The organism is Cellulosimicrobium marinum, from assembly GCF_020551945.1.
Lineage (GTDB): Bacteria > Actinomycetota > Actinomycetes > Actinomycetales > Cellulomonadaceae > Cellulosimicrobium > Cellulosimicrobium marinum.
This window is the reverse complement of the sequence record NZ_JAJBZH010000001.1, coordinates 642,668-658,817: the sequence shown is the minus strand read 5'-3', so window position 1 is coordinate 658,817 and position 16,150 is coordinate 642,668. Positions and strand designations below refer to the sequence as shown.

The window sequence follows — 16,150 nt, the reverse complement described above, 5'->3', positions numbered from 1 at the left end:
AGGTCGGTCAGGTGAGCGCGGGCTCCGGCTCGCCGGCGGCGGCGCGCACGCCGGGGGCGACGCGCTCGACGCGGTCGCTCAGGTCGTGGAACACCTGGTTGCCCAGCAGGTCCTCGACCGTGTCGGGGCGTCGCACGAGGTAGGCGTCGCCGTCGGTCACGAGGACCTCGGCGGGGTAGCCGTGGCTGAGGAAGTGCACCGGCGACGCGGTCGCGCCGTAGGCGCCCGACCGGTCGACGGCGACGAGGTCGCCGGGGGCGAGGTCGGCGGGCAGCGCCACCGCCTTGCCGATGGTGTCGTTCGGGGTGCACAGCGGCCCGGTGACGTTCCAGGCGACGGCCTCGGCGGTGCTGTCGCGCCCCACCATCCGCATGGGGAAGTTCCGCTTGACGAACGACCCGATCCCGACCGCCGCCATGTGGTGGTTCGTGCCGCCGTCGGCGACGGCGAACCGCTCCCCCATGGACTCCTTGACGTACCGCACGCGCGCGACGTAGCTGCCGCACGTCGCGACGAGGTAGCGGCCGAGCTCCATGACGAGGTCCGTGCCGGGGTGCCGCGCGGCGAACTCCTCGACGACGGGGTTGATCGCGTCCGTGAGCACCTGGACGTCGAGGTCGCGCTCGCGCTCGAAGTACGCGACGCCCAGCCCCCCGCCCACGTCGACGAGCTCCAGCGGGAAGCCGACGTGCGCGGCGAGCCGCTCTGCGAGCTCGAAGATCCGGGTCGTGTTCTCCACGATCGTCGACTCGTCGAGGATGCGGGTACCCATGTACGCCTGCACCCCCACGACGCGCACCGCGGCGAGGTCGCGGAAGGCCTCCGGGGTGTCGAGAATCTGCTGCTCGTCGATGCCGAACTGCCGCGGCTTGCCGCCCATCGTCAGGCCCGAGCCCTTGACCTGGAACGACGGGTTGACGCGCAGCACCACCCGCGCCGTCGTGCCCGCTTCCTGCGCGAGCCCGTCGAGGAGGCGCAGCTCGCCCACCGACTCCACGACGACGGCCCGCACGCCCAGCTCGAGGCACGCCTCCAGCTCGCCGCGGCTCTTGCCCGGCCCGAGGAACAGCACGTCCTGCGGGGCGACGCCCGCCGCGAGCGCCGTGCGCAGCTCGACGAGCGACGACACCTCGGCGTTCGCGCCGAGGGTGTGCAGGAGCCCGCACACGCTGACGTTCGGGTTGGCCTTGAGCGAGTAGAAGATGCTCATCGCCGGGTGCAGGCGCTCGCGCAGCTCCCGGAAGTTCCGGGTGAGCTCGTCCGCGTCGTACACGTACAGGGGCGTGCCGAACCGCTCGGCGAGCGCCGCGAAGTCCGGCGTCGTGGTCCCGGTCATCGGGGGTCTCCTTCGGTCAGGCGCGCGGCGACGGCGCGGTCGAGACGGGCGAGGGCGGCGTCGTCGGGCGCGACGAGCAGGCCGTGCAGGCGTCCGGCGAACGTCCCGCCGTCACCACCGCGCGCGGCCCCGGCGTTGACCGTGCCGGTCCCCTGGACGACGAGCCCGGCGTCGCCGGGACGCGTGGGCAGCACGTCGCCGAGCCGGTCCGCGAGGGCCGCGAACGGCAGCGGCGTGTCGAGGACGAGCGGGTACTGGCGGGCGAGGCCGACCCACCCGTCGGGCAGGAAACGCTCCTGCAGCGGCACGGTGTAGGTGGACATGTTGCTGCGCGCGTTGATCTCCAGCACGGGCAGCACGCCGCCGTCCGTGCGGACGAGCGCGTCGACGCCGACGAGGCCGTGGAACCCGTCCGCGGCGAGCCTCTCCCCGAGGCGCGCGGCGACGTCGGCCAGCGCGTCGACCTGCGCCGGCGCGAGGCGCGAGGGGATGCGGTGCCCCTTGTGCACGCCGCCCTCGGTGATCGCCTCCTTGACGAAGTCGAACACGACCCGCCCGTCCGGGGCGACGGTGAAGTGGTAGTTCAGGTCGGTCGCCTTGTCGGCCCACACCTCGACGACGACGGCGAGCCGGTCGTCGCCGGACCGCGCGGCGCGCCGCGACACCATGCGCACGAGCTGGTCGAGGCGGCGGGGGTCGTCGACGACGAGGATGCCCTTGCCGGAGACGCCGTACGCGTCCTTGACGCCCACGGTCGCACCGTCCGCGACGAGGCGCGCCGCCTCCTCGCAGGCGCGCACGAAGTCGTCCACGGTGCGGCACGCCCAGCCGCGTGCCTGCTCGACACCGAGCGCGTCGCACAGCTCGCGGCTGTACACCTTCGAGTTCACGGTCTTCGTCGTCGCGGCCCCGGGGAGCAGGGAGCGCAGCCCCGTCGCGGCGGCGAGCTCCTCCTCGACCGCCGACGTACCGTGCGCGAGGAGGCGCACGCCGTCGGCCGCGAGGCCGCGGAGCGTCCCGAGCAGCGCGGGCGACGCGAGCGCGTCCTGCGTGACGGTGCGCAGCGGGTCGCTCACCTCCGCGACGTGCACGGTCGGCAGGTCGACGCCGAGCGCGTCGAGGTGTGCGAGGTGGTCGGGGTCGGGCGCGCCCTTGAGGACCACGTGGTCCCCGGCGCCCGCGAGCAGGAGGGCCAGCTCGTCCATGCGGTTGACGAGCGCGGCCGTCGCCGACGCGCCGCCGACGCTCGGCAGGCCCACCTCGCCGCGCGCCCACTCGTCCTCCACCTCGAAGTTCCCGAGGAGCACGAGCGGGGCGTCCGCGGAGCCCGCGAGGGCCTGCTTCACGCGGGCGCGGAACGGCCCCGTGCCCGACGCCGCGTGGGCGCCCCCGGGCGGGGCGGTGGTCTCGGTGACGCTCATGCTCGCTCCTCGCGGTGCCGCAGGACCATGGCGGAGAACGTGGCACCCAGGCCGACGGCCACCATGAGGTAGGGGTCGCCGTCGCGCAGCATCCCGGCGGACCGGGCGGCCGCGTACCCGATGAACGAGTCCGCGCCGAAGCAGTGCCCCGTGCGCGGCACGTCGTCGAGGCGCACGCGCGACAGGGGCAGGTCGAGGCGCTTGCAGAGGCGCTTCCACGACACGCGGTTGACGTTGTGGGGCAGGACGAGGGCGAGGTCGTCGACCGTGAGCCCGGCCTGCGCGACGGCCTCCTCGACGACCTCGGCGAGCACCTCCGTGTACGCGACGCCGAACGGCGCGACGAGATCCTCCGGGAGCGGCACCTGGTGGTACTCGCCGAGGGTCCGCGTCGCGTACGCGAGGACCGGGTCGCCCGGCGCGTGCGCCGACACCAGGCACGCCGCGGTGCCCTCCCCCATGACCGTCGTGCCCTCGATGAGGCGCGACCCCGGGCTGAACGCCTTCTCGCCCGTGAGGACGAGCGCCAGCGCGTCCGGGTCCCCGTCCGCGGCGAGCAGACGACCCGCCAGGTCGACCGCGAGGAGCGCCGACGCGCACGCGTGCTGCGTCAGCGTCCACACGACCGCGTCGTCCAGGCCGAGGCGCGCCGCGGCGTCGTGCAGGGGGTTCACGCCCACCGGGGCGACCGTCGCGATCGTCCGGGCCCCGAGCACGTACCGCACCCGGTGCTCGTTGCCCGCCAGCCCCGGCGTCGCCCGCGCCGCGCGCACGTAGATGTCCGCGAGGTCCTCACCGACCGCCGTGCACACCTCGCGCAGCCCGAAGAACCGCTCGAAGACCCGCAGCTCCGTGCCGTCGATGCCCAGCTCGTCCGCGATGTCGCGGATCGCCACGCCCGTCGCGGGGACGTACGCCCCGACGTCCACGACCGCCGTCATGCGCCCGCCCCCGCCCGCGCGTCCACGAGGGACGCGAGGTGCGCCGCGAGCGCCGCCGGCGTCGGGTGGTCGACCACCGCCTCCGGGTCGACGTCGACCCCCGCCTCGTCCTCGACGTCGCCCAGCAGGGCCAGCACCTGGACCGAGCCCAGGCCGAGCCCGGTGAGGTCGGCGTGCGGGTCGACGTCGGCCGGGTCGGTGCCGAGCGCCGCGGCGACGAGCCCGACGACGAGGTCGAGGAACCGGGCGTCGGTCGTGGGGTCCTGGGTCGTCATGCGGGTGTCCCTGCTGGCTCGGAGGGGACGCGCGACCGCCGGGACGCGCGCAGCGAGTGGATCTCGTCGAGGTCGCCGGAGCGCAGCAGGTCGCGGGCGCGCCCGCGCTGCACCTTGCCGCTCGTCGTGCGGGGCACCTGCCCGGGGCGCACGAGCACGACGTCGTGCACGGCCGCGCCCGACACCTCCGCGAGGTGGGCCGCCATCGCCCGCACCACGTCGTCCAGCGGGTCGGCGCCGTCGGTCGCGACGGGCGACGGGCGGAACTCCTGGACCGCGCACAACGACCCCGGGGCGGACTCGAACACCGCACCGGGCCGGCCCTGCGCGCCCGCGTGCAGGTCGCGCAGCTCGCGCTCCAGGTCGTACGGGTACAGGTTGCGGCCCGCGACGAGCAGGAGCTCCTTGATGCGGCCCGTGACGACGAGCTGGCCGTCGTGCAGCGCCCCGAGGTCACCGGTGCGCAGCCACGGGCCGCTGCCGTCGGCCGCGACCGCGCCGAACGTCTCGGCGGTCGCCGCGGCGGCACCCCAGTACCCCGCCGCGACGCCGCCGCCGCGCAGCCAGACCTCGCCGACGCGGCCGTCGGGAACCGCCGCGCCGTCCTCGTCGACGAGGCGCACCTGGACGCCGCGCGGCACGCCGCAGCCGACGAGGCGCGTCGCGCCCGTCCGGCCGTCGGCACGATCCTGAGGGACGGGCACGAGGCGGCCCGCACCGAGCTCGGCGGTGTCCGCGTGCACGACGAGCGGGTCGTCGCCCGTCGGGTAGGACACCGTGAGGGTCGCCTCCGCGAGCCCGTAGCCCGGGCCGTGCGACGCCGCCCGGAACCCGGCGGGCGCGAAGCGGCGCGTGAAGCCGTCGAGCGTCGCGGCGTCGACCGGCTCCGCGCCGTTGAGCGCCCACCGCAGGCGCGACAGGTCCAGCCCCTCGACCTGCGCGTCGCGCACGCGCCGCACGCAGTGCTCGTAGCCGAAGTTCGGGGACGCCGTGACGGTGATGCCCGCCTCGTCGACGAGCGCGAGCCAGCGCGCGGGACGCTTGAGGAAGTACGACGGCGACATCAGGTACGTCGTCGCGCCGAGCCCGAGCGGGACGAGCAGCATGCCCACGAGACCGAAGTCGTGGTACGCCGGAAGCCAGCTGCAGAACCGGTCGTCGGGCGTGAGGGCCAGGCCCTCGACGAAGGCCCCGTGGTGGTGCACGACGTTCGCGTGCGTGACGACGACGCCCTTCGGGTCGCTCGTCGACCCCGACGTGTACTGGAGGAACGCGACGTCCTCGGGCGCGGGACGGGGAAGGCGACCGACCGGCGCCGGCGAGCCCGCGGCGTCGGGCGTCGTGTCGTCGAGGGTGAGCACGGCGAGGGGCGACCCGTCGGCGCGGCGCACCCCGCCCGCCCACGCGACGACGTCGGGGGCCGCGGCGGCGTCGACGAGGACGAGCGCGGCGTCGCAGTCCGACGCGATGCCCTGCACCCGCGCACGCTGGTGCGCGTGCCCGCCGGGCAGCGGGCTCGGCACCGGGACGAGACCCGCCCGCAGGCACGCCACGAGCCCCACGACGAACGACAGGGTCGTCGTGTGCAGGAGCAGCGCGCGGTCGCCCGGCGCGTGGTCCGCGACGAGGCGGGCGGCGAGGGCGAGCGACCGGTCGTGCAGCGCGGCGACCGTGAGGGAGCGCGGCTCCCCCGCCTCGGGCACGACGACGACGGCGAGGGCCTCGGGACGGTCGCGGACGTGCACGTCCAGGAGGTCGACGAGCGTGGCGGCGCGCTCGGGCGCGTGTGCGTCCACTGGTTCCCCCTGGCTCTCGTCGGTCGGCGCGGTGCGTCGGCCGCGGGGGGCGATCCCGGGCAGCCCGGAGGACGCCCGGCTCTCGCCCGACACGGGGAGCCTAGGGAGAGGACGCCGGGGTGTAAACAAACTCGGCATGTCCGGAAGCGGACATTTGTCCTCCGCACCGGTACAGTCGCCGGACGTGGACCCTGCCGAGAGGGACGACGAGCAGCACGTCGAGCTGGGCGGCCGCACCTCGGCGCGGGTCGCCGCGCTGCGCCGCTCCCGCGACGTGCTCGTGCTCGACCGCGGGGACCCGACCGCGCCCCTCCCCCTGTGGGTCCGCGTCCGCGAGCACACCCGGCCCGGCGTCGTCGTGCGCGTCGTCGTGCCGGAGCGGCACGAGGACGACGGCGCCCCGTGCCCCGCCGTCGTCCACGGCCCCCCGGTCGACCTGCGCGCCGCGCCCGCCCTGCCCCTCTCGCTCGTCGTCGTCGACGACACCGTCGTCCTCGTCGCCGGTCACGGCCGGACCCGCGCCGTGACCGACCGGCACTCCGTCCGCGCCCTGCGCCTCCTCGCCGAGTCCGTGTGGGACGGCGCGCGCCCCGCCGCGGACTCGCTGCGCCCCGACGAGGACCTGCTCCTGCGCATGCTCGCCGACGGCAAGACCGACGCCGCCGTCGCCGCCCGCCTGGGCGTGTCCCCGCGCACCGTGCGACGCGTCGCCGCCCGGCTCATGGCACGGCTCGGGGCGACGAGCCGCTTCGCCGCGGGGGTGCGCGCCGCGCACCGCGGCTGGATCCGCACCACCGACCGGTGACACCGCGGTCCGTCAGGCCCCGCTGGGTCCCGACCTGCAAGATCACACCGCGTCGCGCTTGACCTCAACCGTGGTCGAGGTCCTAGCGTGGCGAGCACACCGACGGAAGGAACCCGAGGAACCATGCCTGTCTACACGCTGCCCGAGCTGTCCTACGACTACGGTGCGCTCGAGCCGCACATCTCCGGGCGGATCATGGAGCTGCACCACTCCAAGCACCACCAGGCCTACGTCACCGGCGCCAACACCGCCCTCGACAAGCTCGCCGAGGCCCGCGAGAGCGGCGACTTCGCCGCCATCAACCTCCACGAGAAGAACCTCGCGTTCAACCTCGGCGGCCACGTCAACCACTCCGCCTTCTGGACCAACCTCTCCCCCGAGGGCGGCGGCGAGCCCACCGGCGAGATCGGCGCCGCCATCGACGAGCACTTCGGCTCCTTCGACGCCTTCAAGAAGCAGTTCGCCGCCGTCGCCGCCGGCGTCCAGGGCTCCGGCTGGGCCATCCTCGCCTGGGACTCCATCGGGCAGAAGCTCGTCACCGTCCAGCTCTACGACCAGCAGGGCAACATCGCCCTCGGCCTGACCCCCATCGTCCTGCTCGACGTGTGGGAGCACGCCTACTACCTCGACTACCAGAACGTGCGCGCCGACTACGTCACCGCCTGGTGGAACCTCGTCAACTGGACCGACGCCGAGGCCCGCCTCCAGCGCGCCCGCACCCAGACCGCCGGACTCATCGTCCCCGCCTGACACCGCCGTCGGACCCCCGACGACACACCCGCACACGCCGAACCCCGGGTTCCTCGGCACCTGAGCACTCAGGTGCCGAACGACCCGGGGTTCGACGTCGCTCTGGTCCGGCAGTCCCCTGTCGGCTGCCCGTCCCGCCAGTGCCGGGCGCCTCCGTCCGCTGCGAGCACTCGATCGTCGGTGACCCTTCGCGGTGCGTGCGGACCTGTCGACTGATGAGCGCGAGCAAGCCGACGTGGCGGTCGTCGTCTCTCGTCGCACCTCGCCGATAGGGTGCCACCCATGACCACCCGTTCGGGCGCGGGCCGCCCGTGGACCCTGCTCATCTCCCTCGGCTGTCTCCTCCTCGTCGCGGCGGCAGCTGCCGCTGTGATCGAGGGGTACGCCTCAGACGCTCAGGAGCGCAGTGGGAGCCTGGCCGTCCCGTTCGCCCTCGCCGTGGGCGCGGTGCTCGTCACGACGCTCGGGGTCGTCGGCTCCGTCCGGGCAGCCCGCCGGACGACGAGCACCCCGACCACGGACTCCTGAGCTCGGCGCTCCTCTCGCCGGAGACGGGTACAGCACGAGGCCCCGGGCACCCCGCGAGGGGAGCCCGGGGCCTCGTGCTGTGCGGAGGCGCGGTCAGACGGTCAGTGCGCGTGCTGCCCGCGGGAGAACTCGAAGACCCAGCCCACGAGGGCGATGGCGCCGACGGCGATCCCGACGTAGACGAGCCACCAGCCCACGGCGAGACCGAGGAACGTGATCGCCGCGGCGGCGGCGATGGCGAGCGGCCACCAGCTCCACGGCGCGTACACGCCCTGGTCGCCGGCGCCCTGCTCGATGAGGCCGTCCGGGTCGTCCTCGGGCCGGTCGTCGATGCGCTTGGCCGTGAGCATGAGGTACGCGCCGATCATGGCGACGAGACCGGCCGTCAGCAGGATGGCGACGGAGCCGACGGGCTCCCACTCGCTCATGAAGCCGTAGACGATGCCCGCGGCCAGGAAGAAGGGCGTCCCCCAGAGGAAGAGCTTGTACTCGATCTTCACTTCCGGTCCTCGCTCTCGCCGCCCGTGCCGGGCTCGTCGATGATCGTCGTGCTGCTCGACGTGCTGCCGTCCTCGGAACCGCTGAGGCGGTCGAGCGCGACGCTCTTCTCGCCGCGTCGGTCGGCCTCGCCGTAGACCTTCTCCAGCACGTTCGGGTTGGGCTCCGCGTGGTCCATCGCCGCGACCTCGGGGTGGTGCAGGTCGAAGGCGGGCGACTCGGACCGGATGCGGGGCAGCGACGTGAAGTTGTGCCGCGGCGGCGGGCAGGACGTGGCCCACTCGAGCGAGCGTCCGTAGCCCCACGGGTCGTCGACCTCGACCTTGGGGGCGTTCCGCCAGGTCGTGTAGACGTTCCACAGGAACGGCAGCGTGGAGGCGGCGAGGATGAACGCGCCGATCGTCGAGACCTGGTTCTCCCAGGTGAACCCGTCGGAGGGGGCGTAGTCGGCGTAGCGGCGGGGCATGCCTTCGACGCCGAGCCAGTGCTGGATGAGGAACGTCGTGTGGAACCCGACGAACAGCAGCCAGAAGTGGAGCTTGCCGAGGCGCTCGTTGAGCATGCGGCCCGTGAACTTCGGCCACCAGAAGTAGAAGCCGGCGAACATCGCGAACACGACGGTCCCGAACACCACGTAGTGGAAGTGCGCGACGACGAAGTACGAGTCCGACAGGTGGAAGTCCAGGGCGGGGCTCGACAGGATGATGCCGGTCAGGCCACCGAAGAGGAACGTCACGAGGAAGCCGATGGACCAGAGCATCGGCGTCTCGAACGTGAGCTTGCCGCGCCACATGGTGCCGATCCAGTTGAAGAACTTCACACCGGTCGGGACCGCGATGAGCATCGTCATGAAGGCGAAGAACGGCAGGAGCACGGCGCCCGTGACATACATGTGGTGGGCCCAGACCGTCACCGACAGCGCGGCGATGGCGATCGTCGCGTAGACGAGACCCTTGTACCCGAAGATCGGCTTGCGGCTGAACACCGGCAGGATCTCGGTGACGATGCCGAAGAACGGCAGCGCGATGATGTACACCTCAGGGTGGCCGAAGAACCAGAACAGGTGCTGCCAGAGGATGGCGCCGCCGTTCTCGGGGTTGAAGACCTGCGCGCCGAGGCGGCGGTCCGCGCCCAGCGCGAACAGCGCCGAGGCGAGCGGCGGGAACGCCATGAGGACGAGGAGGCTCGTCACCAGCGTGTTCCACGTGAAGATCGGCATCCGGAACATCGTCATGCCGGGCGCGCGCATGGTGATGATCGTCGTGATGAAGTTGACGGCGCCGAGGATCGTGCCGAACCCGGCGAGTGCGAGCCCGAACACCCAGAGGTCTCCCCCGAGGCCCGGACTGAACGTCGTGTTGGACAGCGGCGCGTAGGCGAACCACCCGAACGACGCCGCGCCCTGCGGCGTGAAGAAGCCGGCCGAGGCGATGAGGCCGCCGAAGAGGTAGAGCCAGTACGCGAACATGTTCAGGCGCGGGAACGCGACGTCCGGTGCACCGATCTGCAGCGGCATGATGACGTTGGCGAAGCCGGCGAACAACGGGGTCGCGAACAGCAGCAGCATGATGGTGCCGTGCATCGTGAACAGCTGGTTGTACTGTTCCTTGCTCTGCACGAGCTGGATCCCGGGCTCGAAGAGCTCCGCGCGGATCACGAGGGCCATGAGGCCGCCGATGCAGAAGAAGATGAACGACGAGATCAGGTACAGGTACCCGATGGTCTTGTGGTCGGTGGACGTCACCCACTTGATGACGGTCCGTCCGAGGGTCTGTCGCCGAGGGGCGAGACCGGGGATGACTTCGGCCTGCGCGACCATCAGTGCTCACCCTCCGTGGTAGCAGCGTCGGTGTTCGGCGGGTCCTGGAGGCGGCTGAAGCCCTCCACCGGGATCTGCCCCTCCTGGCCCTTCTCGCGGAGCTCGGCCATCTGCGCGTCGAACTCGGCGCGGTCGACGACCTCGACGTTGAAGAGCATGCCGGAGTGGTGCTCGCCGCAGAGCTCGGCGCACTTGCCGGCGTAGACGCCCTCGCGCTCCGGGGTGACGACGAACTCGTTCGTCCGGTGCGGGATCATGTCCTGCTTGTAGAGGAACGCGGGGATCCAGAAGGAGTGGATGACGTCGCGCGAGTCGAGCACGAACCGGACGCTCTCCCCCACCGGCAGGTAGAGGGTGGGCAGGGCCTCTCCGGTACCGGGCGCGCCGTCGATCGTGGCGTCGTCGGTCAGCGTCTCGCCGACGTCGGCGAGGTGCACACCGGACTCGTACACGTCCTCGTCGACGTAGTTGAAGTCCCAGCTCCACTGCTTGCCGATGACCTGGACGGTCATGTCGGACTCGACGTCCTTGTCCTGGATCGCGGTCATGTCGCGGTCCGTGTAGACGAACAGGACGAGCACCATGACGATCGGCACGGCCGTGTACATGATCTCGAGCGGCAGGTGGTAGCGCGTCTGGACCGGCAGGACGTGGTCGTCCTTGCGCTTGCGGTAGGCCGCGACGCACCACAGCATGAGGCCCCACGTGATGATGCCGACGATGAGCGCGGCGATCCACGAGCCGGTCCACAGCGAGGTGATCCGAGCGGTCTGGTTGGTCACCTCCCCGTCCTCGTATCCGGGCAGGAACCCGCGCTGGACGGTGTCGGTGGCGCAGCCGGACGCCACCGCGGCGACGGCGACGGCCAGAGCCGTCGCCCGCAGGATGGTGCGCCGTGTGCGGCTAGGGGGTTGCGAGTGCAAGGGGGGCCTTTCACGTCACGTCCTGCACCGTCCCGTTCTCCACGAGCCCAGCACAAGACCTTCGTCCTCGACACACGAAGCCTAGCGCGGGATTCTGCGCTTCGTGGCCCGGACCGTGCCCGTCCGGGCGGAGATTCACCACACGTCGGGGCCGGTCAGCGCGGGTTCGGCACACCCGGGCCGGGTCTGTCAGATCGTTGCGGCTCGCCCGGCTCCCGGACCACCGGAGTACCGTGATCGTGCCCCCGGGACCCGGCGCGCGTCGTCGGCGCGAGCACAGCGTTTCCGCGGGGGTCGCCACGCCCGACGGCGCCCGGGCACCGGCTCGGCCGCCGCCCGGGCCGACCGCATCGTCCGGAACGCACCGCGGGAGCACCTTGTGACACACACCACCCGAGCGGCTCGCGTCCGCCTCGACAACGGGGGGCGGGCGCCGTGGCACCCGCTCGCCCGCCGGGCCTTCGAGGAGGCGCTCGACGACGGGTGGGCCGACCCGCGAAGGCTCCACGCCGAGGGACGCCGGGCCGCCGCCCTCCTCGCCGGGGCGCGGGAGGCCGTCGCCGATGCGCTGGGCGCCCGCACCGAGGAGGTCGTGTTCACACCGTCGCACTCCGCCTCGCTCCACGCGGCGGTGGCCGCCGTGGCGGGCGGGCGGCGACGCACGGGCCCGCGCGTCGTCGTCGGCGCCGTCGAGCGCGCCGCGCTCCTGCACGCCGCGGAGCACGGCGGGCTCGACCGCGAGGTGGTCGGCGTGGACCGCGCGGGGCGGGTCGACCCGGGTGCGATGACCGCCGCCGTCGCCGCGCCCGGCACGGCCCTCGCAGCGCTCCAGCACGCGAACGGCGAGGTCGGCACTCTCCAGCCCGTCGCCGTCGTGCACGACGCCTGCCGCGCGGCGGGCGTGCCGCTCCTCGTGGACGCGGGGGCGAGCCTCGGGCACGTCGCCGTGCAGGACGCGTGGGACGTGCTCGCCGCGGACCCGGGCGACTGGGGCGCGGCGCCGGGCGTCGGGGTGCTGGCCCTGCGGTCGCGCGTGCGCCGTCGCGGGCCCGGGCCCGAGGACCCCGACCCGTTCGCGCCGGGCGGGGTGGGCGTACCGGCGGCGTTCTCCGCCGCCGTGGGGCTGCAGGCCGTGCTCGCCGACCGCGCGGCCGAGGACGCCCGGCGCCGGGCGCTCGTGGAGCGCGTGCGTGAACGCGTCGCCCGAGTGCCCGACGTCGAGGTGGTCGGCGACCCGGTCGACCGGCTGCCGCACGTGGTGACCTTCTCGTTCCTCTACGTCGACGGGGAGGCGCTGGTCACCGAGCTGGACCGCGAGGGGATCGCCGTGGGGTCGGGGTCGGCGTGCACGTCGAGCACCCTCGAGCCGTCGCACGTGCTCGCGGCGATGGGGGTCCTCACGCACGGCAACGTGCGTCTCGCGCTCGACCGCTCGACCACCGAGGAGGACGTGGACCGTCTCCTCGACGTCCTCCCGGGCGCCGTCGCCCGCGTCCGCGCGACGCTCGGGGTGGAGGGCCTGTGACCAGCGACGACGCACCCCCGCCCGCCCGCCTCGACGACGTGGTGGACGCACGGGGCCTGCGCTGCCCGCTCCCGGTGATCCGCCTCGCCGCGGCGGCGCGGGACCGCGAGGCCGGGACGCGGCTCACCGTCTGGTCGACCGACCCCGCCGCACGGCTCGACGTGCCGGCCTGGGCCCGCATGCGCGGTCACCGGGTGGTCGACGAGCGGGAGCTGCCCACCGCGGGACCGGTCGCCTGGGCGGTCACGGTCGAGCTGGACGGCTGAGGGACAGGCGTGGTCTCCGTCGACCGTGCCCGGGACGCGCGAGAGCCCGGCCCCCAGCGGGACCGGGCACTCGTCGGGCACGTCAGCTGAAGGAGCCGCCGCAGGCGCAGGCGCTGCCCGCGTTGGGGTTGTCGATGGTGAAGCCCTGCTTCTCGATGGTGTCCGCGAAGTCGATCGTCGCGCCCTCGAGGTAGGGCACGCTCATCTTGTCGACCACGACCTCGACGCCGTCGTAGTCGCGCAGGGCGTCGCCGTCGAGCAGGCGCTCGTCGAAGTAGAGCTGGTAGATCAGGCCGGAGCAGCCGCCGGGCTGCACGGCCACCCGCAGACGGAGGTCGTCGCGACCCTCCTGCTCGAGGAGGGTGCGGACCTTGTCCGCGGCCCCGTCGGTCAGGTTCACGCCGTGGGTGGCAATGTCGGTGGTCTCGCTCATCTCGTCTCCGCGCTGTCGGGGGCAGGGACTGCCCCGGTGGTGGCCGGCTTCGTGATCCCCCGGGTCGTCGCTCGGGAGCTCGCGTCAGGTCCTCAACACCACACGTGCCGGTGGTGTTCCCGAGTCTACGCCGCGTGCAGGGCGTCCCGTCGAGCACGGTCGGACCGGACCGGGACGACAGCAGGCGGCGGACCGTCCCTGGGCGAGGTCCGCCCCGGTGGAGGTCCGCCGGCAACCGCCGTCAGGTGCGCGACCAGGTACGGGCGACGCGCTCGACGACGTCCTGCGGCTCGTCCTGCCCCCACGCGTAGGCGCCGCTGAGACCGGCGGCGGCCTGCTCGCGCCGCCCGGAGACGACCGACCGCGCGACGACCACCACCGGGACCGCGTGCGGCGCGGCGCGCCGCGCGACCTCACGGACCGCGCCCTCGCCGAGCTCGTGCGCACCCAGCGCGTCCGCGACGACGACCACGAGGTCCGCGGCGGCGAGGCGCTCGTCGAGACCGACGGCGTCCGCGACCACGCGCAGCGCCGGGACCAGGCGACCACCGAGCGCGGCGAGTGCGAACGCTGCGCCGCCCCCGCTGCCCGTGCCCGGGGCTCCGGACAGACGGCGCGGCGCCGCCGCCGCGAGCAGGTCCCGACCGCCGACGGGGGTGTCCCCCGCCCGGTCGAGCGCGTCGGCGGCGACGGCGACGTCGTGCGCGGCGGCGCCGAGCGCGCGTTCCAGGTGCTGCGCGAGCGTCCCGTCCACGCCGCGCGCCGCGAGCGCCGCGCTCGCCCCGTGGAGTCCGAGGAGGGGTGCGTCGGTCGCGACCGCAGCGACCGGGCGCACCCCGCGCAGGGCCGTGCGCGCCGCGCGCAGGAGGTCCGGCGTCACCCGCCCGACCCCCGACGCCGCGGTGCCGCCCGACGGCGCGTGGCTCGCCAGGGCGTGCAGCAGCCCGGTGCCGGCATCGTGGCTCCGCGCTCCCCCGGTCGCGACGACGACGCGGCCCGGCCGCCCGTCCGCGGTGCGTGCGGCGTCCGCGGCGAGGACGAGCAGGTGCCCGAGCGCGGCGGAGGACCGTGGACCTCCTCCGGCGACAGCGCCCTCGCCTGGTGCGCCGCGGGGCAGGTCGAGAGCGGGGACCTGGGACGCGTCGACGTAGACGGTCGCGGTGCGGGGGTCGCGGCGGACGGCGACGGGGACCTCGCGCGCGCCCGGCCCGGGCACGACGCCCGCGAGGAGCTCCGGCGCGGCGTCGGCGAGGGCGTCGAGGAAGCCGAGGCCGGCCGCGGCGAGCCCGAGGTGCTCGACGGTGCCGCTGCGCTCCCGGGCGGACGCCGACCACCAGCGGGCGACATCCTGCGGCCCGGGTCCGGGCGTCGCGGCGGGCGGGGTCGACCCGACCCCCGGGGCGTCGGTCGGTTCGGGGGCGGGCCACGCGCCGTCGGGCACGGGTGGGCCCGACGTTCCGGTGACGAGGACGCGCATGCGGGGATTGTGCCAGCCGCGGGAGCCGTCGGGGGTGCCGCGCGCGCGGCGCGAGCGGCTCGGGTCCGGCGCGACCTGCTGTGCGACGATGGTCCCGTGAGCACTGGGAGCACCTTGCTGGACGCCGGGCTGACCGGCCCCGACGCGGGCCGTCGCGCGGGCGGTACCGAGTTCGTCGAACCCGCACCCTCCGCCCTGCTGCTGCTGGGGCAGGGTCGCGACCTCGCGTCCGAGCGGGGCGTGGAGTGCGTGGGCGACCTGCCCGCGCCGAGCGACCCGGACCTCGTGGAGCGCGCGCGGGCCGCGCGCGCGGCGCTGGGCGAGCGCGCGTTCGTCCTCGGCCACCACTACCAGCGCGACGAGGTCATCGACTTCGCCGACGTCACGGGCGACTCGTTCAAGCTCGCGCGCGAGGCCGCGGCCCGCCCCGAGGCGGAGTTCATCCTCTTCTGCGGCGTGCACTTCATGGCCGAGAGCGCGGACATCCTCACCTCCGACGCGCAGCAGGTCGTCCTGCCGGACCTCGCGGCGGGCTGCTCGATGGCCGACATGGCCGCGATCGACCAGGTCGAGGACGCCTGGGACGTGCTCGAGGAGGTCGGGATCGCCGACTCGACGATCCCCGTGACCTACATGAACTCCTCGGCCGCGATCAAGGCGTTCACGGGCCGGCACGGCGGCACGGTGTGCACGTCGTCGAACGTCGAGGTCGCGCTGCGGTGGGCGTTCGACCAGGTGGGCGGCGTCGAGGGGACCGGCAAGGTGCTGTTCCTCCCGGACCAGCACCTGGGGCGCAACACCGCCGTGCTGAAGCTCGCGATGTCGACGGGCGACTGCGTCGTGTTCGACCCGCGCAGGCCGAACGGCGGCCTCACGGACGCCGAGCTGCGCGACGCGCGCATGATCCTGTGGCGCGGGCACTGCTCGGTGCACGGGCGGTTCTCCGCGAAGAACGTCTCCGACGTCCGGGCCGCCGTGCCGGACGTCAACGTCCTCGTGCACCCCGAGTGCAAGCACGAGGTGGTCACCGCGGCCGACTACGTCGGGTCGACGGAGTACATCATCAAGACGCTCGAGGCCGCCGAGCCGGGGTCGTCCTGGGCGATCGGCACGGAGCTCAACCTCGTGCGCCGCGTGGCGCGCGAGCACGCGGACAAGCAGGTGCACTACCTCGACTCGACGGTGTGCTTCTGCTCGACGATGAACCGGATCGACCTGCCGCACCTCGTGTGGGCGATGGAGTCGCTCGCCGCCGGTCGCATGGTCAACCGGATCGTCGTGGACGCCGACGACGCGCACTGGGCGCGCGTCGCGCTCGACCAGATGCTCGCCCTCCCCGGGCTGTAGGGGCGCAGCG

16 protein-coding genes are annotated in these 16,150 nt (G+C 74.0%); 6 read left to right on the top strand and 10 right to left on the bottom strand.

What is annotated here, in order from left to right:
* Window positions 1-7 precede the first annotated feature (7 nt).
* Genes lysA through LGQ04_RS02965 form a run of 5 tightly spaced genes read right to left on the bottom strand, consistent with a single transcriptional unit; the run spans window position 8 to window position 5,769 of the window.
* On the bottom strand, window positions 8-1,336 hold the full coding sequence (lysA, locus tag LGQ04_RS02985; RefSeq protein ID WP_229242069.1) for a diaminopimelate decarboxylase: 1,329 nt from the start codon (window positions 1,334-1,336) through the stop codon (window positions 8-10).
* The gene (locus LGQ04_RS02980) at window positions 1,333-2,757 is read right to left on the bottom strand and encodes a preATP grasp domain-containing protein (RefSeq protein WP_229242068.1); all 1,425 of its coding nucleotides are present in this window, start codon (window positions 2,755-2,757) and stop codon (window positions 1,333-1,335) included. The genes lysA and LGQ04_RS02980 overlap by 4 nt, the downstream gene beginning before the upstream one ends.
* Entirely contained in the window at window positions 2,754-3,698 is a 945-nt protein-coding gene (locus LGQ04_RS02975; RefSeq protein WP_229242066.1) for a 3-oxoacyl-[acyl-carrier-protein] synthase III C-terminal domain-containing protein, read from the bottom strand. The genes LGQ04_RS02980 and LGQ04_RS02975 overlap by 4 nt, the downstream gene beginning before the upstream one ends.
* On the bottom strand, window positions 3,695-3,973 hold the full coding sequence (locus tag LGQ04_RS02970; RefSeq protein WP_229242064.1) for an acyl carrier protein: 279 nt from the start codon (window positions 3,971-3,973) through the stop codon (window positions 3,695-3,697). Before LGQ04_RS02970 ends, LGQ04_RS02975 begins: the two co-directional genes overlap by 4 nt.
* A complete protein-coding gene (locus LGQ04_RS02965; protein WP_229242063.1) occupies window positions 3,970-5,769 on the bottom strand; it encodes a fatty acyl-AMP ligase in 1,800 nt (599 codons plus the stop codon). The genes LGQ04_RS02970 and LGQ04_RS02965 overlap by 4 nt, the downstream gene beginning before the upstream one ends.
* A gap of 184 nt (window positions 5,770-5,953) precedes the next feature.
* On the opposite strand from LGQ04_RS02965, the gene LGQ04_RS02960 reads away from it, so the two are divergent.
* From LGQ04_RS02960 to LGQ04_RS02950, 3 genes are all read left to right on the top strand, one after another.
* Complete coding sequence (locus LGQ04_RS02960; RefSeq protein ID WP_229242061.1) at window positions 5,954-6,574, top strand: helix-turn-helix transcriptional regulator; 621 nt, start codon at window positions 5,954-5,956, stop codon at window positions 6,572-6,574.
* A gap of 123 nt (window positions 6,575-6,697) precedes the next feature.
* Entirely contained in the window at window positions 6,698-7,324 is a 627-nt protein-coding gene (locus LGQ04_RS02955) for a superoxide dismutase (protein ID WP_229242059.1), read from the top strand.
* Between the two features lie 282 nt (window positions 7,325-7,606).
* Entirely contained in the window at window positions 7,607-7,852 is a 246-nt protein-coding gene (locus LGQ04_RS02950; RefSeq protein WP_229242057.1) for a hypothetical protein, read from the top strand.
* 101 nt (window positions 7,853-7,953) lie between these two features.
* Here the strand turns inward: LGQ04_RS02950 and LGQ04_RS02945 are convergent, their stop codons facing one another.
* The 3 genes from LGQ04_RS02945 to ctaC are packed head-to-tail and all read right to left on the bottom strand — an operon-like array spanning window position 7,954 to window position 11,092.
* Window positions 7,954-8,352 carry a cytochrome c oxidase subunit 4 gene (locus LGQ04_RS02945; RefSeq protein WP_229242056.1) on the bottom strand — a complete coding sequence of 133 codons (399 nt, stop codon included), beginning with the start codon at window positions 8,350-8,352 and terminating at the stop codon, window positions 7,954-7,956.
* Window positions 8,349-10,169, bottom strand: coding sequence for an aa3-type cytochrome oxidase subunit I (gene ctaD, locus LGQ04_RS02940; RefSeq protein ID WP_229242055.1), 1,821 nt, complete (start codon window positions 10,167-10,169; stop codon window positions 8,349-8,351). The genes LGQ04_RS02945 and ctaD overlap by 4 nt, the downstream gene beginning before the upstream one ends.
* On the bottom strand, window positions 10,169-11,092 hold the full coding sequence (ctaC, locus tag LGQ04_RS02935; protein WP_229242053.1) for an aa3-type cytochrome oxidase subunit II: 924 nt from the start codon (window positions 11,090-11,092) through the stop codon (window positions 10,169-10,171). Before ctaC ends, ctaD begins: the two co-directional genes overlap by 1 nt.
* Window positions 11,093-11,471: 379 nt before the next feature.
* On the opposite strand from ctaC, the gene LGQ04_RS02930 reads away from it, so the two are divergent.
* Window positions 11,472-12,617, top strand: coding sequence for a cysteine desulfurase family protein (locus LGQ04_RS02930; RefSeq protein ID WP_229242051.1), 1,146 nt, complete (start codon window positions 11,472-11,474; stop codon window positions 12,615-12,617).
* Window positions 12,614-12,883 carry a sulfurtransferase TusA family protein gene (locus tag LGQ04_RS02925; RefSeq protein WP_229242050.1) on the top strand — a complete coding sequence of 90 codons (270 nt, stop codon included), beginning with the start codon at window positions 12,614-12,616 and terminating at the stop codon, window positions 12,881-12,883. The genes LGQ04_RS02930 and LGQ04_RS02925 overlap by 4 nt, the downstream gene beginning before the upstream one ends.
* An 82-nt stretch (window positions 12,884-12,965) precedes the next feature.
* Here LGQ04_RS02925 and erpA read toward each other — a convergent pair whose 3' ends face one another.
* The gene (gene erpA, locus LGQ04_RS02920; RefSeq protein WP_229242048.1) at window positions 12,966-13,316 is read right to left on the bottom strand and encodes an iron-sulfur cluster insertion protein ErpA; all 351 of its coding nucleotides are present in this window, start codon (window positions 13,314-13,316) and stop codon (window positions 12,966-12,968) included.
* A 241-nt stretch (window positions 13,317-13,557) separates the two neighbouring features.
* Window positions 13,558-14,793 carry a glycerate kinase gene (locus LGQ04_RS02915; RefSeq protein WP_229242046.1) on the bottom strand — a complete coding sequence of 412 codons (1,236 nt, stop codon included), beginning with the start codon at window positions 14,791-14,793 and terminating at the stop codon, window positions 13,558-13,560.
* Window positions 14,794-14,922: 129 nt separating this feature from the next.
* On the opposite strand from LGQ04_RS02915, the gene nadA reads away from it, so the two are divergent.
* Complete coding sequence (gene nadA, locus LGQ04_RS02910) at window positions 14,923-16,140, top strand: quinolinate synthase NadA (RefSeq protein ID WP_267494116.1); 1,218 nt, start codon at window positions 14,923-14,925, stop codon at window positions 16,138-16,140.
* Window positions 16,141-16,150: the final 10 nt, after the last annotated feature.

What these genes read in the sequence shown, in the direction of transcription:
- lysA (WP_229242069.1), bottom strand. Translation starts at nt 1,336, where the DNA reads ATGACCGGGACCACGACGCCGGACTTCGCGGCGCTCGCCGAGCGGTTC.
- LGQ04_RS02980 (WP_229242068.1), bottom strand. Translation starts at nt 2,757, where the DNA reads ATGAGCGTCACCGAGACCACCGCCCCGCCCGGGGGCGCCCACGCGGCG.
- LGQ04_RS02975 (WP_229242066.1), bottom strand. Translation starts at nt 3,698, where the DNA reads ATGACGGCGGTCGTGGACGTCGGGGCGTACGTCCCCGCGACGGGCGTG.
- LGQ04_RS02970 (WP_229242064.1), bottom strand. Translation starts at nt 3,973, where the DNA reads ATGACGACCCAGGACCCCACGACCGACGCCCGGTTCCTCGACCTCGTC.
- LGQ04_RS02955 (WP_229242059.1), top strand. Translation starts at nt 6,698, where the DNA reads ATGCCTGTCTACACGCTGCCCGAGCTGTCCTACGACTACGGTGCGCTC.
- LGQ04_RS02950 (WP_229242057.1), top strand. Translation starts at nt 7,607, where the DNA reads ATGACCACCCGTTCGGGCGCGGGCCGCCCGTGGACCCTGCTCATCTCC.
- ctaD (WP_229242055.1), bottom strand. Translation starts at nt 10,169, where the DNA reads ATGGTCGCGCAGGCCGAAGTCATCCCCGGTCTCGCCCCTCGGCGACAG.
- erpA (WP_229242048.1), bottom strand. Translation starts at nt 13,316, where the DNA reads ATGAGCGAGACCACCGACATTGCCACCCACGGCGTGAACCTGACCGAC.
- LGQ04_RS02915 (WP_229242046.1), bottom strand. Translation starts at nt 14,793, where the DNA reads ATGCGCGTCCTCGTCACCGGAACGTCGGGCCCACCCGTGCCCGACGGC.